The sequence below is a fragment of the Streptomyces sp. PA03-5A genome (genome assembly GCF_033792725.1).
Lineage (GTDB): Bacteria > Actinomycetota > Actinomycetes > Streptomycetales > Streptomycetaceae > Actinacidiphila.
Window position 1 is genome coordinate 1 of sequence record NZ_JARAVL010000058.1, and the last position, 13,259, is coordinate 13,259.

Sequence of the window (13,259 nt, forward strand, 5' to 3'; positions counted from 1 at the left end):
GGGCCGGTGTGGATGCGGGTGCGGGTGTGGCGGGGGGTGCGGCTTCGGCGGGCCGGGCCGGTCCGCCCATCGCCGCGCGCGCCGCGGCGGGGCCGCCGCCGGGCGGGAGCGGCTCGCCGAACTCCACGACCGGGGCCGCCGGGCCGCCCGCGGGGGCCGCGAAACCACCGGCGGAGGCGCGGCGTTCCAGCCGGTCCAGGCGGGCCTGCAGCGACCGCTCGTCGTCGTAGGCCGCCGGCAGCAGCACGCGGGCGCAGATCAACTCCAGCTGCAGACGCGGCGAGGTCGCCCCGCGCATCTCCGTGAGCCCGCTGTTGACCAGGTCCGCGGCACGGCTGAGCTCCGCCGCCCCGAACACCCCGGCTTGGGCCCGCATCCGCTCCACGACGTCGGCGGGGGCGTCGATCAGCCCCTTCTCCAACGCGTCCGGCACCGCCGCGAGGATCACCAGGTCCCGCAGCCGCTCCAGCAGGTCGGCCACGAAGCGCCGCGGGTCGTGCCCGCCCTCGATCACGCGGTCCACGACCTCGAACGCCGCCGCGCCGTCCCCGGCGGCGAAGGCGTCCACGACGTCGTCCAGCAGCGCGGCGTCGGTGTAGCCGAGCAGCGAGGTCGCCATGGCGTACGTCACACCGGCCTCACCCGCACCGGCGAGCAACTGGTCCATCACGGACATCGAGTCACGCACCGAGCCGGCCCCGGACCGGACCACCAGCGGGTACACCCCTGCCTCGACCGGGATCGCCTCCCGCTCGCAGACCTCCGCCAGGTAGTCGCGCAGCGTGCCGGGCGGCACCAGCCGGAACGGGTAGTGGTGGGTGCGCGACCGGATGGTGCCGATGACCTTCTCGGGCTCGGTGGTCGCGAAGATGAACTTCAGGTGCTCCGGGGGCTCCTCGACCACCTTCAGCAGGGCGTTGAAGCCCGCCGAGGTGACCATGTGCGCCTCGTCGATGATGTAGATCTTGTAACGGCTGCTCGCCGGCCCGAAGAAGGCCTTCTCCCGCAGGTCGCGGGCGTCGTCCACACCGCCGTGCGACGCCGCGTCGATCTCGATCACGTCGATCGACCCCGGGCCGTTGCGGGCCAGGTCGCGGCACGACTGGCACTCCCCGCACGGCGTCGGCGTCGGGCCCTTCTCGCAGTTCAGGCAGCGCGCCAGGATGCGGGCGCTGGTCGTCTTGCCGCAGCCGCGCGGCCCGCTGAACAGGTACGCGTGGTTGACCCGGTTGTTCCGCAGCGCCTGCTGCAGCGGGTCCGTGACGTGCTCCTGCCCGATGACCTCGGCGAAGGACTCGGGACGATAGCGGCGGTACAGAGCGAGGGACACGCCTACGACGATATCGGCCCCCACCGACACCCGGGCCCCGCGCGTGTGACGGCCCCCACACCGGCGGCCCCCGCGGCCGCCCCGGGCCGCGTTCCCACAGGCCCGCGGGCAGCAAAAGACCCCTCACGCACCCGCCAGAGCCCACCTACCCTTGCTGCCTTCCGGCCCTGGGGGAGTTCAGCGAGATAGCGCCACGTGAGGGGCTACGCCCACCCTACCTGATCGGATCACCCGGGAACGAGTTCGCGAGCACTCCCTCCGGTCTAGTAATGTTTGCCGCGGAGGATTCGCCTAGAGGCCTAGGGCGCACGCTTGGAAAGCGTGTTGGGGGCAACCCCTCACGAGTTCGAATCTCGTATCCTCCGCCAGTGCCTCACCGGGCACGTTGTCGAAGGGCCCCACCGGTCGCGGTGGGGCCCTTCGACGTTCCTCGGTGTGTGGGCGTGATCAATGGCGGGTTGGCCCTACGTGCAATCGGCATCCCTTCCGAAGCCCGTTGTCGTGACCGTGCCGGCCCGCATGGTGCTCTCCGGCTGCGGCGCTCAGCGCGCCGCCACCGATCGGAGCCCCGCGGGAAGCGCGGGCTCCGTGCGTCCCCGCTCGGTACCGAGCGCAGCGCCGAACCGGAGATGCGGTTCCTGGAGCTGATCACCTCCGTCACGCAGAGCCGCACCACGGACGTCCCCGGCGACAAGGGTGAGGTGCCCGAGCCCGAGGACCTGCCCGGTCGAGGAGGCTCACCCGCGCCGAGGTACGGGTCGGGCGAGACCCCGCCGGGTGTTCCGGACGCCGAGGGCGACATGCCGGTGCCTTTGGACGATTCGGCGCCACCGGAGCCGGACCCTGAGTCCGCCGGGCCCAGACCGGTGGAGGTTCCGCTGACCGCCACCGAGACGTGTGGGGGCGGCGAGCACGCGGAGCGCGTCAACGAGGCGTTGGGGAACACGAAGCCCGGCTACCGGGCCTTGCGCGAGGAGCTGACGGGCATGGGCTACCCGGCGTCGCGCGTTCACCGGATGCCGGATGCCGGATGCCGGATGCCGGATGCCGGACCGTGCCGCGCGGTGAAATCCGCTTTCAACCTCCGGAGGGCGGCGGCGCTCTGAACACGGGTGACAGGACAGGGCCCCGTGCGGGGCCCCGAGAGGAGAGCAGATGCCGGAGAACGGCCGGGGCCCGGGAGCGGCGGCGGGCCCGCGGGCGCCGGAAAGCTTCGAAGCCTTCGCCCGGGCGAGTCAGAAACGGCTGTACCGGACCGCGTACCTGCTGTGCGGGGATGCGGACACGGCCCGGGACCTGACGCAGACCACGCTGGCCAAGCTGTGCCAGCACTGGCGGCGGGCGAGTGCCGCCGACCACATCGAGGCGTACGCCAGGACCGTGCTGACCCGTACGTACCTGGCCGAGCGGAGGCGGCGGCTGCGGGACCTGCTGGCGCACTCGCGTCCCGGGCCGGGGCCCTCGCCCGACCATGCCGACCTGCGGGTGACGCTGTTGTCGGCGCTCGCCGGACTGCCGCCCAGGGCCAGGGCCATGGTCGTGCTGCGCTACTGGGAGGACCAGAGCGTCGAGTCCGTCGCCACGCTGCTGAAGTGCAGCGAGTCCACCGTCAAGAGCCAGTGCTCACGCTCCCTGGCCAAGTTGCGCGCCCAGTTGGGCGAGGCCCACGTCTACGCCACGGGAAGCTGAGGGACCGCCATGGGAGACAACATGCCCGAGGACGAGCACGGGAGCGCCCTGCTGGTGAGGGACGCCATGGAGCACGCGGTGGCGCAGCTGCCGCCCGCCCACGACCTGGTGCCCGCGGCGGTGGTCCAGGGACGGCGCCGCAGGGCACGGGTCCGGGTCGCCGTCGCCGCCGGGGTCGCCTGTGCGGTCGGGGCCGTGGTGTTCGGATCCGCGGCGCTGCCGGGCGGGGACGGCGGGGGCAGGACGGTCCGTCCCGCCGCGAGCACCACACCCGCGCCGCGTACGTCCGAGGAGCCGGCGCCGTACCGGACGCCGGTCCACCTCGAACCCACCAGTGACACCGAGGAGTCCATGGCCGATCTGCCGCCCGCCGAGCGCGAGCGCCAGGAGGGGTTCCAGCAGCAGGCGGCGGTCCTCCTCGACGAGCTGCTTCCGGACGCGGTCGGCCTGATCCGGCCGGTCGACCTCGCGGTGTGGCACTACCAGGGTGAGACCGCGGGCGGGAAGGTGTTCACCGTCAGCCTGTCGGTGCGGCCCTCCGGCGGTGCCCCCGGGACGACCCGGCACGGGGCCACGTGCCCCGAGGACCCCGACTCCCTCAGGGGCGGCAGCTGCGCGCAGGGCACGCTGCCGGGCGGCGTCAAGGTGGCGGCGTACCGCCTGCTCGACGGCTCCCCGGACACGATGTACACCCGGGTCCGCTTCGTCTACGGCCACAGCGACGTGGAACTCGCCGTCTACCCCGACCAGGACACGAAGACCTCCGCCCCGGTCACCGCGGGACAACTGCTGGCGGTGGTGCGCGACCGGCGCTTCCTCGACCTGGTGCGGTACGCCGACGCGCATCCCGTGGAGAAGAAGCAGATCCCCGTCCTGGGCGGCTGAGCGGCGCAGCCACCGGGCGGCACGAGGACCCCGGCCGGGATCCGGCCGGGGTCCTTCGGGTCGTACGCGGGGTGGGTCAGCGGACGGTGGAGCGGGCGGCCTGCTCGATGATGCGGGTCACCGCGCCGGGGCGGGAGACCGAGACGGCGTGGGAGGCCTTGACCTCGACGGTGTGGGCGTGGGCCCGCTCGGCCATGAAGCGCTGGGCGGCGAGGGTGATGTTCTTGTCCTGGGTGGTGACCAGGTCCCAGGACGGGATGGTCCGCCAGGCGGCACCCGCGGCCTTCTCGTCGAAGACCGACGCGGCCACGGGGCGCTGGGTGGCGGCCATCTGCTCGGCGACGGACTTCGGCACGTCGGCGGCGAACTGGGCGCGGAACTTGTCGGCCTTGATGTACAGGTCGGTGCCGGTGCCCCCGCCGGGGAGCGGGAAGGGCACGGCGTTGAGGGTCTCGCCCAGGGTGCCGCCGGGGAACTTGTCGGAGATCTGCGTGACGGTCTCGCCCTTGTCCGGGGCGAAGGCGGCTATGTAGACCAGCGCCTTGACGTTGGGGGAGTCGGCCGCGGCCTCGGTGATCACCGAGCCGCCGTAGGAGTGGCCGACGAGCACGACCGGGCCCTTCACGCTCTTCAGGAAGCTGTGCACGTACGCCGAGTCGCTCGCCAGGCCGCGCAGCGGATTGGCCGGGGCCACAACCGGATAGCCCGCGTGCTTCAGGCCTGACACCACGCCGTTCCAGCTGGAGGAGTCCGCGAACGCGCCGTGCACCAGGACGACCGTGGGCTTCTTCTCCTGCGGGCGGTGCGCGGCCTTGGCGGCGCTGGCCGGGGCCGTGGCCGTCAGCGTGAGGGCCGCGACGCCGGCGGCGGCGCCCAGGACGGCGACGCTCTTGCGGGTGGGGCGGAGGACGGTCTTGAGGTTCACGGTGGCTCCTTGGCGTACGGCGCCCGGCTGGCACGCCGGGCAGGCGGTCGGTCCGGGGCGTCCGCTCCGGGCGATAACGAGAAATCTAGCGTCCGTTTAACTTGTGCGCAAGCTAATCGACTACGAGTTACTAGCCCGCACGGAAGGTGCGACAATGTCCGCCGGGAGAACCACCGACGACCAAGGAGGGGGAGGGAATCGTGAACGACGACACCCGCGCACCCGGGAACGGCGGCACCGCGGAGCCCTCGCTGCTGCTGGACGACCACTTCTGCTTCACGCTGTACGCGGCCTCGCGCGCGGTCACCGGCGTCTACCGGCCGCTGCTGGACGCGGTGGGCCTGACCTACCCCCAGTACCTGGTCATGGTCGTGCTCTGGGAGCACGGCACCGTGTCCGTCAAGGAGCTGGTGGCCGCCCTGCACCTGGACTACGGGACGCTCACGCCGCTGATCAAGCGCCTGGAGTCGCACGGCCTGCTCGAGCGGCAGCGCCGGGCTGACGACGAGCGGGTGGTGGAGGTGGCGCTGACCCCGGAGGGGACCGCGCTGCGGGAGCGGATCCGCACCGTGCCCCTGGCGATCGGGGAGGCCATGGGGCTGACCCGGGAGGAGATCGGGACCGCACAGGACCTGCTGCGCCGGCTGACGGCGAACGTGGACCGCCACACCACGGGCGCCGAGCCCGCCGCGACGACGCCGTAGCCGCCGTAGCCGCCGTAGCCGCCGTAGCCGCCGCTTGAGCGTGGTCGCCCTGGGCAACAGAATGGTCCCGCGGCGTTGATCACGTGTGTGCCGGGACGCACGGCGTCCGGCCGGGGGATGAGGTATGGGACTGCCGGAGGACCCTCCGGGGCGCGTGATGGGGGAGCGTGAGTTCGACACCTTCTACGGCGCGAGCGTGGGCCGCCTCATCGGCCAGCTGTACGCGATGACGGGCGACCTCGCGGAGTCGCAGGACGTGGTGCAGGAGGCGTTCGCCCGGGCCTGGGAGCACCGGGCCGAACTCGATCTGCACGGCGCGCCCGAGGCCTGGGTGCGCACGGTGGCGTGGCGCCTGGCCGTCAGCCGCTGGCGACGCGTGCGCACCGCGCTGACGCTGGCCCGCCGGCAGGGCCCGCCCCCGGTCGTGCCGCCGCCGGAACCGCACCACGTGGTGCTGGTCGAGGCCTTGCGGCAGCTGCCGGAGGGGCAGCGGCGGGCCGTCGTCCTGCACCATCTGTGCGACCTGCCGGTGGAGCAGGTGGCCGCCGAGACCGGCTCCCCGGTCGGCACCGTCAAGGTGCACCTCAGCCGCGGGCGGGCGACGCTCGCGCGGTTGCTGGCGCACACGGAACTGGACCCCGGGGCGGGCCGACTTCCGGAGGGGAAGCATGGCTGACGGGACCGAGCTGGGCAGGCTCCTCACCGAACTCGCCGAGTCCGGCCGGGGGCGGGCCGTACCGGCGGCCGCGCACCAGGTACGGGCCCGCGGCGAAAGGCGCCGCCGCCGCGCGCGGACGGTACGGGCGTCCGTCGTGGCGGTGCTCGCCTGCGCGCTGCTGGGCGGCGGCCTCGCGCTGGCCGGGACCGCCCGGGTACCGGAACCGGCGGCGGTCACCCCGTCACCGCCGCCCTCCCCCTTCGTCCGCCCGACCCCCGCACCGGGCGAGGAGTACGCCAGCGAACTGGGGTACGTCCACGACGCGGTGGCCCAGGGCGACAGCGTGCGGGTCACCGTGCGGCAGCTCCGGGCGGCCGCGGGCGGGACGCCGACGCCCACCGGCGTGGTGCACACGCTGACCCTGCCGCGCACGACGCTCGTGGAGACGCGCCGGCTGTCGGGCGGACAGCCCGAGGACCGTCAACTGGGTGAGCTGGTCGGCCGGCTGGCCGGAGGGCCGCGGTGGATGTTCGAGATCGACTACGACGGCGAGGGACGGGTGGAGTCCCTGCGGGAGGCCGGTTAGCGCGGCGGGGAGTTGTTACCGGTCCATGACATTCCCGGTGTAACCCGCGTGGCGGGCCGGTGCGTAGAGCCTGTGCACGCCACCCGTACCCGACCCGATGGGACCCACCGTGTTCGCCTCGTCCTCCCCGCGCCGCCGCGCCGCCGCCCGGATCACCGCCCTCGCCCTCACCGCCCTCGCCCTCACCGCCTGTTCCGGGGAGGGCAGGGACGAAGCGGATACCGCCCGTGCCGACGCGGCCGCCTCCTCCCCCGCACCGGCGACGGCTTCGGCCCCCGCCTCGCCCTCGGCGCAGCGCTCCGGCGCGCCCTCCTCCTCCTACTCCGCCCAGCCCCCGGCATCGGACGGCCCGTCGGACGCGCGGTCGCCGCAGGCCCCTGCGCGCTGGGCCGGCGGCAAGCAGTTCGTGCAGATCGACAACGCGTGGATCAAGGACGGGCGCACGTACCTCTCGGTGCGCTCCGCCCGCAAGGAACCCCTCACGGGACCGATCGAGGGGTGGGACATCATCCCCGGCAAGGGCCCGTACACGACGGTGCGCATGGCCCCGGAGGGCCGGGTCCTGCTGTCGGTCCCGCTGGGCGACGACTCCGCCCCCCACACCTACTCCCAGGCGCAGTTCATCACCCGGTGGTGGGCCCAGCCCGCCCCGGAACGCGGGTGGCTGGGCTACGACGTCAGTTTCGACCTGAACGGCGAGGTGGTCAGGCTCCAGTCGCTCTACCGCCCCTGAGCCCGCGGCGGCAAGGGTGTGCACGGGTCCCGGCCCGAGAACGGGCCGGGACCCGGTGCGCGCAGCGGCCCGGGGGTCAGGAGGTCAGCGCGGCCCGGCCGCGGTCCGCCCGCGTCGGTCCGGTGGCCGAAGGCCGCACGTCGAAGTCGAACATGGCGGTCGGCACGTACAGGGAGCAGCACGCGTTGGGGATGTCGACGATGCCGCTGATGCGTCCCTCTATGGGGGACGAGCCGAGCAGCAGGTAGGCCTGCTCGCCGCTGTAGCCGAACTTCTTGAAGTACTCGACGGCGTTGAGGCACGCGCGGCGGTAGGCGAGCGTCGCGTCGAGGTAGTAGTTGGTGTCCGTGTCGTGGTCGACGGAGATCCCGATGAAGGTGAGGAAGTCCGAGTAACGCGGTTCGACGTTGCCGGGCATGAACACCGGGTTGGTCGAGATGCCGTACGTCTCCATGCCGCCCTTGATCAGGTCGACGTGGAAGTCGATGAACCCGCCCATCTCGATGGCGCCGCAGAAGGTGATCTCCCCGTCGCCCTGGCTGAAGTGCAGGTCGCCGCCGGAGAGCTTGGCGTCCTTGACGTGCACCGGGTAGAAGACCCGGGAACCCCGCGTGAAGTTCTTGATGTCGTGGTTGCCTCCGTTCTCACGGGCCGGCACCGTGCGGGCGCCCTCCGCGCAGATGCGCGTGGCCAGGTCCCCGGTGGCCGTGCCGGCGAGCGCGTGGGAGGGGTCCGGGGGGACGGCCAGCGGCGGGACGCGTTCGGGGTCGGTGTCGATGAGCGCCTTCTCGCGCGCGTTCCACCGGCCCAGCAGCTCGGCGGAGGGGGCGGTCCCGAACAGCCCGGGGTGGGTGATGCCGGTGAAGCGGATCCCGGGCAGGTGCCGGGAGACCGCCTGCTGACCGTGGAAGTCCCACACCGCCTTGTAGGCGTCGGGGAAGTAGTCGGTCAGGAAGCCTCCGCCGTTGGCCTTGGCGAAGATGCCGGTGTACCCCCAGCCCTGGCCCGCCGCGTCCCCGCTCTGCTGGGGTACGGGGCCGAGGTCGAGGATGTCGACGACGAGCAGGTCGCCCGGCTCGGCGCCCTCCACGCCGATCGGGCCGCTGAGCATGTGAGGGATGGTGAGGTCGATGTCGCGGACGTCGTTGGCGGAGTCGTTGTTGCCCACCTGGCAGTCGGTCCAGTCCCGGCACTCCATCCGGAACTCGGCTCCGGGCTTCACCATGGCGGCGACAGGGATGTCAGGGTGCCACCTGTTGTGTCCTGGGGTGTCCTGATCGCGCATCGACTTGGTCTGGTCCACGCTGAAAACTACTTCGGGCATGACAGCCTCTCTTTTTCTGATCCGGTCAGGACGGTGCGCCCACGCCTCCGGCCCGACGGGCCGGGCGGGCGGACGCCTAACCCGGCGACCCGGACGACGCGGCGGCCCGGGCCTGTGCGCGCGACTTCCTGGTGAGCGGCCACAGCGCCGCGAACACGACCACTCCGAAGGCACCCAGGGCTATGGCGATCTCCGTGGTGTGCTTCCAGTAGCCGGACAGCAGCAGCGCCGCGGGGATCACACCGGTGACCCAGCCCTCGATCGCCGTCACCCAGCCGACGTAAGTGCCGAGCTCCGTTTTCCTGAGACCGAGCAGCAGGAAGAACAGACCCCACAGGAACGCCCAGTACAGCCAGATGACACCGAACGGGTAGTCCTTGAGGAGATGGAAATTGGCGAACGAGTACCCGAGGGCGACAATCGCCACGAACAGGGAGTACCAGCCGACGCAGACATTGTCGATGTTCGCGAGGATGACGATACCCACGTACAGGTAGGTGAATCCGAAGAGGTAAATCCCGGATGCCGCCAGGATCTTGTCCTGGTCACCGCCGGCCGTGAAGATGAGGTACGTCGGGGTCAGCACCTGCAGTGCACCCACGAAGAGGTTGAACACCGCCGCCGACTTGGGGTCGACCTTCTGCAAAAGCAGCAGGCCGTTCATGAAGAGCACCGCACCGACGAAGAGCAGTCCCACGTTCGCCACGGGGACGCACCTCCTAAGTCCGCGTGGGGACGGATTGCCGCCGGCGCGCCTGCTGGTCCCGCCTGGGCGGGAGGAGCGTCCGCGCTCCGGCGTCGGCCCCCCTGAGCACCTCTGACGCGCCGATCACCGCCCTCGGACTAGGGCTTGGGCAGCCGGGACAGCGCCGGATGGGGCCGCGGCTCCGGCCGCTCGCGCGGCGGTGGGGCGGACACGACGTCCGGCATCTCACGGGACTTCTCCTCCCGTTCGCGGGAGGTGGCGAGCCCGTGCGGCGTGAGGGCGAGGGAGGGCGAGCAGAACACGCGCCTGGACTCGCCCGCGCAGGCGGGGCAGTCGTACGCGTCGGGTGCGGAACCTATCGCGAGCTTGACGTCGAAAGGCCCGCAGTTGCTGCAAAGGTATTCATAGGTCGCCATGAAGTTGCCTCCGGTCGTCGGCGCACCCAGGTCAACCTCGACGTCTGCGACACACCCCGTTGAGCGCACGCCGGGGAAACAATCCCTATATCAAGGAGACGCCACGGCAAGACAGTTGTCAAGGTCGGCAGGAGACGTCCGGAGCGCGTCCGAGGGGAGTTCCGGAGTTCCCTTTCCGACGCCATCGGAAACACCGGATTCCATTCACTCGCCCTTCTCCCGGTCCGCTCGCCGGGAATACCTCATCGCCGGCGCGACCGCATTCCGGGTCTCGCGTAGGGGGCGCCGGGAGCCCTTCCCGGCGCGCCGCCCACCCGCCCGCCGGGGCCGGACCGTACCGGTCGCGCCGCCCTGCCCGGGGCGCGGGGCGCCCGACCCGGGCGGTATGACCGCTGTGAGGCGGTTCACTGCGCTTTTTCTGGACGTACACCACTCGCGGCTTTAGCGTTCATATGCATCGGCCTTTTCCGTGAATGCCGTGGCAATGGCGCCGCGCTCATCGGACGGCACACAACGCTTCGCACGGAACAAGGCGAACGCCGGAGAGGTGGACAATGAGCATGGACGCCGTGTGGGTCCGTGGCGTGAACGGGCTCCAGATGCACCACGTCACCGACCTCCAGGACGCCGGCAGGTTCCTGGGCAACGCAGCCATGGCCCTGCGGGCCGCCCACGTGCGGACCGGCGCAGAGCACTACGAGGGCCTCGCCGCCGAGCTCAAGGCCCTGGTCACCCGGGTACGGGAACTGGAGGACCAGGCCCGCTCCGCGATGCACGAGCTGCACGAGACCGACCCGGAGCGCTTCGTCCGCTGCCGCGAGGGCCACGAGCCCTGGCCCGGCGAGATCCAGGCCGGGTTCATCCCCCGCCACACCTGCCGCGACGAGTGCCTCTACCACGACCGCGGCGTGCTCGAGGCGATCACGCAGTGCACCTGCGGCAGGCCGCCCTGCCAGGCCTGCGAGATCGGCGGGAAGCCCGTGATGAACTGATCCACCGCACTTCGCGGCCGCCCGCCCGGGCGGCACGAGGGCCCCGGCCTCCGACGAGGCCGGGGCCTTCGTCATGCTCACCGCCCCGATCCGGAATCCCGTACCGCGACGCCCGGATCCTGTCGCGCGACCGGGCCGGCTACGCGAGGAGGCTGAGCAGCAGCACGAGGACGACCAGCGCGCCCGCCGCGATCGCCAGGCCGCGGGTGACCCGGCTGCGAGAGGGCAGCCCGAGCACCTCGATGCCGGTGGTCCCGGGGAAGGCGTAGAAGACGCGGTCGGGGTCGGTGGGGAGGGTGATGCGGGCGAGGGGCAAGTGACGCAGGACGACGCGGCGGTGGGCCTCGCCGGCGCGCGGGGCGAGGTGCGGGACGAGCGCCTCGGTGTGCGTGGCGTCGAGGTCGCCGGGCAGCGGGTCGTCACCGGTCAGCACCTCCTTGCGCCACCGGCCCGACCGATGGGTGCGGCGGCGGACGAGGAAGGGGGGCCGCTTGCGGGGACGGCGCACCAGTTCCTCGCGGCTGCGCTGCTCGATGAGGCCGCCGACCCAGGTGGTGACGACCCCGCTCCCCCCGCAGGCGTCGTGCGCGACGGTGCCGCCGCCCTTGCACTTGGGGCAGTCGACGAGTCCCGTCCCCTTGCACTGGGCGCACTGCGTGCGGCCCCGCCCGGCACAGGTGGGGCACGCGGCGTCGGGGCGCCGGCACTTGGCGCAGCGGACGCGTCTGGGGACGGTGCGGGACGCGGTCGCCGCCGCGGCGCGGTCGCCGGCGCGGTCCTTGCTACGCGGCCGCGGTCTGCCGGTGCCGTCGCACTCGGCGCAGGACTCCAGTCCGCGGCAGTCGGGGCAGGCCGTGGTGGGGTCACAGGGGAGCCGGCCGCGGCCCTCGCAACGCCTGCAGGCCCATTCGCCGTTGCCGCACTCGCAGGTGTTGTGGCGTACGGATCCCTCGCGCACGAGCTCGATCCGGCGCAGGGTGCCGTGCTCCCCGGGCGGGCCGGGCCGGTGGCCGTCGAGGTGCGTGTAGGTGGCGAGCGCGGAGAGGTCCTTGCGGCCCTTCTCGGTCCTGGCGGTCTCCGTGCGGGTCTCCGTCGTGCGGCGGATGCGGCAGTCGAGGAGGGAGTGCCAGGTGAGGTCCGCTCCGGCGCAGGAGCCGGGGCGGACGGCGCCGCCGTCCCCGGACAGGTGCCGCGAAAGGGCCTGGAGCATCTCGTCGTCGGACGGTGCACCGGACGGGTCCTCGGCCATGACGACCACTCCCCTCGACGGGCGCGAGGCGCGCTGTCGGCAGGGTACGGGGGACCTGACGCTCCATCAAGATCCGGGACGGGGAGGGATCTTGCGACCCCTCCCCGCCGCCCGCTCAGCTCTCGCCGGTGGTGCTGCCGCTCCCGTAGGGACGGGTGATGACCTCCATGCCGTGCCCGGCCGGGTCCATGAAGTAGACGCCGCGGCCGCCGTCGTTGTGGTTGATCTCCCCGGGCCGCTTGCCGTGCGGATCGGCCCAGTAGGTGAGTCCGGCCTCCTGGATCCTGCTCAGGATGCCGTCGAACGCGGCCTCGGGGACGAGGAAGGCGTAGTGCTGCATGACGATCGTCTCCGCCGGGACGGCGGCGAAGTCGAGGGTGACGCCGTTGCTCAGCTGCAGGGGGACGAACGGGCCCCATGCCTCGCCGGCCCGCAGGCCGAGGATGTGCGCGAGGAAGTCGGCGGATTCCCGGTTGTCCCGGGCGTGGACGATGGTGTGGTTCAACTCGACTGACACGGTGGGATGCCTCCGTAAGGCATTCTCACGGGCACCTCCATGCCTCACCCGGCCGGTGACCGGCACGCGATGCCGTGTCTTCGATCCTATGCCGGGACGTAATCCGGTGGGCCGGGGACCGTCGCGGCCCGTACGGTGGACGGCCGGACCGAGCGGGGAGGAAAACGATGACGGACACGGTGACGCTGTGGCGCCCCACCGGGCCGGAGGAGCTGGCCCTGGTCGAGGCGTCGGGGTGGCGGGAGTGGCCGCCGCGGCTGCCCGAGCAGCCGGTCTTCTACCCGGTGCTCGACGAGGACTACGCGATCCGGATCGCCCGCGACTGGAACGTCCCCGCCTCCGGCGCCGGTTACGTGACGCGCTTCGAGGTCGAGGCCGGGTTCGCCGCCCGCTACCCGGTGCGCCAGGTGGGCGGCCGGACGATCCTCGAGCTGTGGGTCCCGGCGGAGGAACTCCCTGAGTTCAACCGGCACATCGTGGGCCGGATCGAGCTCGTCCACGAGTTCCTGGGCACGTAGCGGCGGGGCCCCGGGCAGGCGCCGCCG

At 72.4% G+C, this 13,259-nt stretch carries 16 protein-coding genes, 1 tRNA gene and 1 other RNA gene; 10 read left to right on the plus strand and 8 right to left on the minus strand.

Annotated features, from left to right (window positions below; all coding sequences use genetic code 11):
• Positions 1-1,330 (minus strand): DNA polymerase III subunit gamma and tau (locus tag PV410_RS41475; protein ID WP_500331849.1); only part of this gene is annotated, 1,330 nt, incomplete at its 3' end.
• 111 nt (positions 1,331-1,441) lie between these two features.
• Positions 1,442-1,538: signal recognition particle sRNA small type (gene ffs, locus PV410_RS41480), an RNA gene on the minus strand.
• A gap of 72 nt (positions 1,539-1,610) precedes the next feature.
• On the opposite strand from ffs, the gene PV410_RS41485 reads away from it, so the two are divergent.
• The 4 genes from PV410_RS41485 to PV410_RS41500 all read left to right on the plus strand — a co-directional run bounded on the left by PV410_RS41485 (position 1,611) and on the right by PV410_RS41500 (position 3,904).
• A tRNA-Ser gene (locus PV410_RS41485) sits at positions 1,611-1,698 on the plus strand.
• A 261-nt stretch (positions 1,699-1,959) separates the two neighbouring features.
• Complete coding sequence (locus PV410_RS41490; RefSeq protein WP_500331851.1) at positions 1,960-2,436, plus strand: hypothetical protein; 477 nt, start codon at positions 1,960-1,962, stop codon at positions 2,434-2,436.
• A gap of 49 nt (positions 2,437-2,485) precedes the next feature.
• On the plus strand, positions 2,486-3,019 hold the full coding sequence (locus PV410_RS41495) for a SigE family RNA polymerase sigma factor (RefSeq protein ID WP_500331853.1): 534 nt from the start codon (positions 2,486-2,488) through the stop codon (positions 3,017-3,019).
• 9 nt (positions 3,020-3,028) lie between these two features.
• The gene (locus PV410_RS41500) at positions 3,029-3,904 is read left to right on the plus strand and encodes a hypothetical protein (protein WP_500331855.1); all 876 of its coding nucleotides are present in this window, start codon (positions 3,029-3,031) and stop codon (positions 3,902-3,904) included.
• Positions 3,905-3,980: 76 nt separating this feature from the next.
• Here the strand turns inward: PV410_RS41500 and PV410_RS41505 are convergent, their stop codons facing one another.
• Positions 3,981-4,829, minus strand: a complete 849-nt coding sequence (locus PV410_RS41505) for an alpha/beta fold hydrolase (protein WP_500331857.1) — start codon at positions 4,827-4,829, stop codon at positions 3,981-3,983.
• A gap of 200 nt (positions 4,830-5,029) precedes the next feature.
• Here PV410_RS41505 and PV410_RS41510 point away from each other — a divergent pair, with 200 nt between their 5' ends.
• The 4 genes from PV410_RS41510 to PV410_RS41525 all read left to right on the plus strand — a co-directional run bounded on the left by PV410_RS41510 (position 5,030) and on the right by PV410_RS41525 (position 7,510).
• A complete protein-coding gene (locus PV410_RS41510; protein ID WP_500331859.1) occupies positions 5,030-5,533 on the plus strand; it encodes a MarR family winged helix-turn-helix transcriptional regulator in 504 nt (167 codons plus the stop codon).
• 124 nt (positions 5,534-5,657) lie between these two features.
• Positions 5,658-6,209 carry a SigE family RNA polymerase sigma factor gene (locus PV410_RS41515; RefSeq protein WP_500331861.1) on the plus strand — a complete coding sequence of 184 codons (552 nt, stop codon included), beginning with the start codon at positions 5,658-5,660 and terminating at the stop codon, positions 6,207-6,209.
• A complete protein-coding gene (locus PV410_RS41520; protein WP_500331863.1) occupies positions 6,202-6,777 on the plus strand; it encodes a hypothetical protein in 576 nt (191 codons plus the stop codon). Before PV410_RS41515 ends, PV410_RS41520 begins: the two co-directional genes overlap by 8 nt.
• A 97-nt stretch (positions 6,778-6,874) precedes the next feature.
• Positions 6,875-7,510 (plus strand): hypothetical protein, encoded by a 636-nt coding sequence (locus PV410_RS41525; RefSeq protein WP_500331865.1) that lies wholly within the window; start codon positions 6,875-6,877, stop codon positions 7,508-7,510.
• A 76-nt stretch (positions 7,511-7,586) separates the two neighbouring features.
• On the opposite strand, the gene fmdA is transcribed toward PV410_RS41525, so the two are convergent.
• The 3 genes from fmdA to PV410_RS41540 form a co-directional block, all read right to left on the minus strand.
• On the minus strand, positions 7,587-8,834 hold the full coding sequence (gene fmdA, locus PV410_RS41530; protein WP_500331867.1) for a formamidase: 1,248 nt from the start codon (positions 8,832-8,834) through the stop codon (positions 7,587-7,589).
• A 76-nt stretch (positions 8,835-8,910) separates the two neighbouring features.
• Positions 8,911-9,540 (minus strand): AmiS/UreI family transporter, encoded by a 630-nt coding sequence (locus PV410_RS41535; protein WP_500331869.1) that lies wholly within the window; start codon positions 9,538-9,540, stop codon positions 8,911-8,913.
• Positions 9,541-9,677: 137 nt separating this feature from the next.
• A complete protein-coding gene (locus PV410_RS41540; RefSeq protein WP_500331871.1) occupies positions 9,678-9,956 on the minus strand; it encodes an FmdB family zinc ribbon protein in 279 nt (92 codons plus the stop codon).
• Positions 9,957-10,516: 560 nt separating this feature from the next.
• Here PV410_RS41540 and PV410_RS41545 point away from each other — a divergent pair.
• Positions 10,517-10,948, plus strand: a complete 432-nt coding sequence (locus tag PV410_RS41545) for a hypothetical protein (protein ID WP_500331928.1) — start codon at positions 10,517-10,519, stop codon at positions 10,946-10,948.
• Positions 10,949-11,087: 139 nt separating this feature from the next.
• On the opposite strand, the gene PV410_RS41550 is transcribed toward PV410_RS41545, so the two are convergent.
• Both PV410_RS41550 and PV410_RS41555 read right to left on the minus strand, forming a co-directional pair.
• Positions 11,088-12,197: a hypothetical protein gene (locus tag PV410_RS41550; RefSeq protein ID WP_500331873.1), complete on the minus strand. Its 1,110-nt coding sequence runs from the start codon at positions 12,195-12,197 to the stop codon at positions 11,088-11,090.
• 115 nt (positions 12,198-12,312) lie between these two features.
• A complete protein-coding gene (locus PV410_RS41555; RefSeq protein ID WP_499513022.1) occupies positions 12,313-12,714 on the minus strand; it encodes a VOC family protein in 402 nt (133 codons plus the stop codon).
• 167 nt (positions 12,715-12,881) lie between these two features.
• Here PV410_RS41555 and PV410_RS41560 point away from each other — a divergent pair, with 167 nt between their 5' ends.
• The gene (locus tag PV410_RS41560) at positions 12,882-13,232 is read left to right on the plus strand and encodes a hypothetical protein (protein WP_500331875.1); all 351 of its coding nucleotides are present in this window, start codon (positions 12,882-12,884) and stop codon (positions 13,230-13,232) included.
• Positions 13,233-13,259: the final 27 nt, after the last annotated feature.

Bases quoted from the DNA above. Each gene is read 5' to 3' on its own strand.
- PV410_RS41490 (WP_500331851.1), top strand. From the start codon at position 1,960: ATGCGGTTCCTGGAGCTGATCACCTCCGTCACGCAGAGCCGCACCACG.
- PV410_RS41495 (WP_500331853.1), top strand. From the start codon at position 2,486: ATGCCGGAGAACGGCCGGGGCCCGGGAGCGGCGGCGGGCCCGCGGGCG.
- PV410_RS41500 (WP_500331855.1), top strand. From the start codon at position 3,029: ATGGGAGACAACATGCCCGAGGACGAGCACGGGAGCGCCCTGCTGGTG.
- PV410_RS41515 (WP_500331861.1), top strand. From the start codon at position 5,658: ATGGGACTGCCGGAGGACCCTCCGGGGCGCGTGATGGGGGAGCGTGAG.
- PV410_RS41520 (WP_500331863.1), top strand. From the start codon at position 6,202: ATGGCTGACGGGACCGAGCTGGGCAGGCTCCTCACCGAACTCGCCGAG.
- PV410_RS41525 (WP_500331865.1), top strand. From the start codon at position 6,875: ATGGGACCCACCGTGTTCGCCTCGTCCTCCCCGCGCCGCCGCGCCGCC.
- fmdA (WP_500331867.1), bottom strand. From the start codon at position 8,834: ATGCCCGAAGTAGTTTTCAGCGTGGACCAGACCAAGTCGATGCGCGAT.
- PV410_RS41540 (WP_500331871.1), bottom strand. From the start codon at position 9,956: ATGGCGACCTATGAATACCTTTGCAGCAACTGCGGGCCTTTCGACGTC.
- PV410_RS41545 (WP_500331928.1), top strand. From the start codon at position 10,517: ATGGACGCCGTGTGGGTCCGTGGCGTGAACGGGCTCCAGATGCACCAC.
- PV410_RS41550 (WP_500331873.1), bottom strand. From the start codon at position 12,197: ATGGCCGAGGACCCGTCCGGTGCACCGTCCGACGACGAGATGCTCCAG.
- PV410_RS41560 (WP_500331875.1), top strand. From the start codon at position 12,882: ATGACGGACACGGTGACGCTGTGGCGCCCCACCGGGCCGGAGGAGCTG.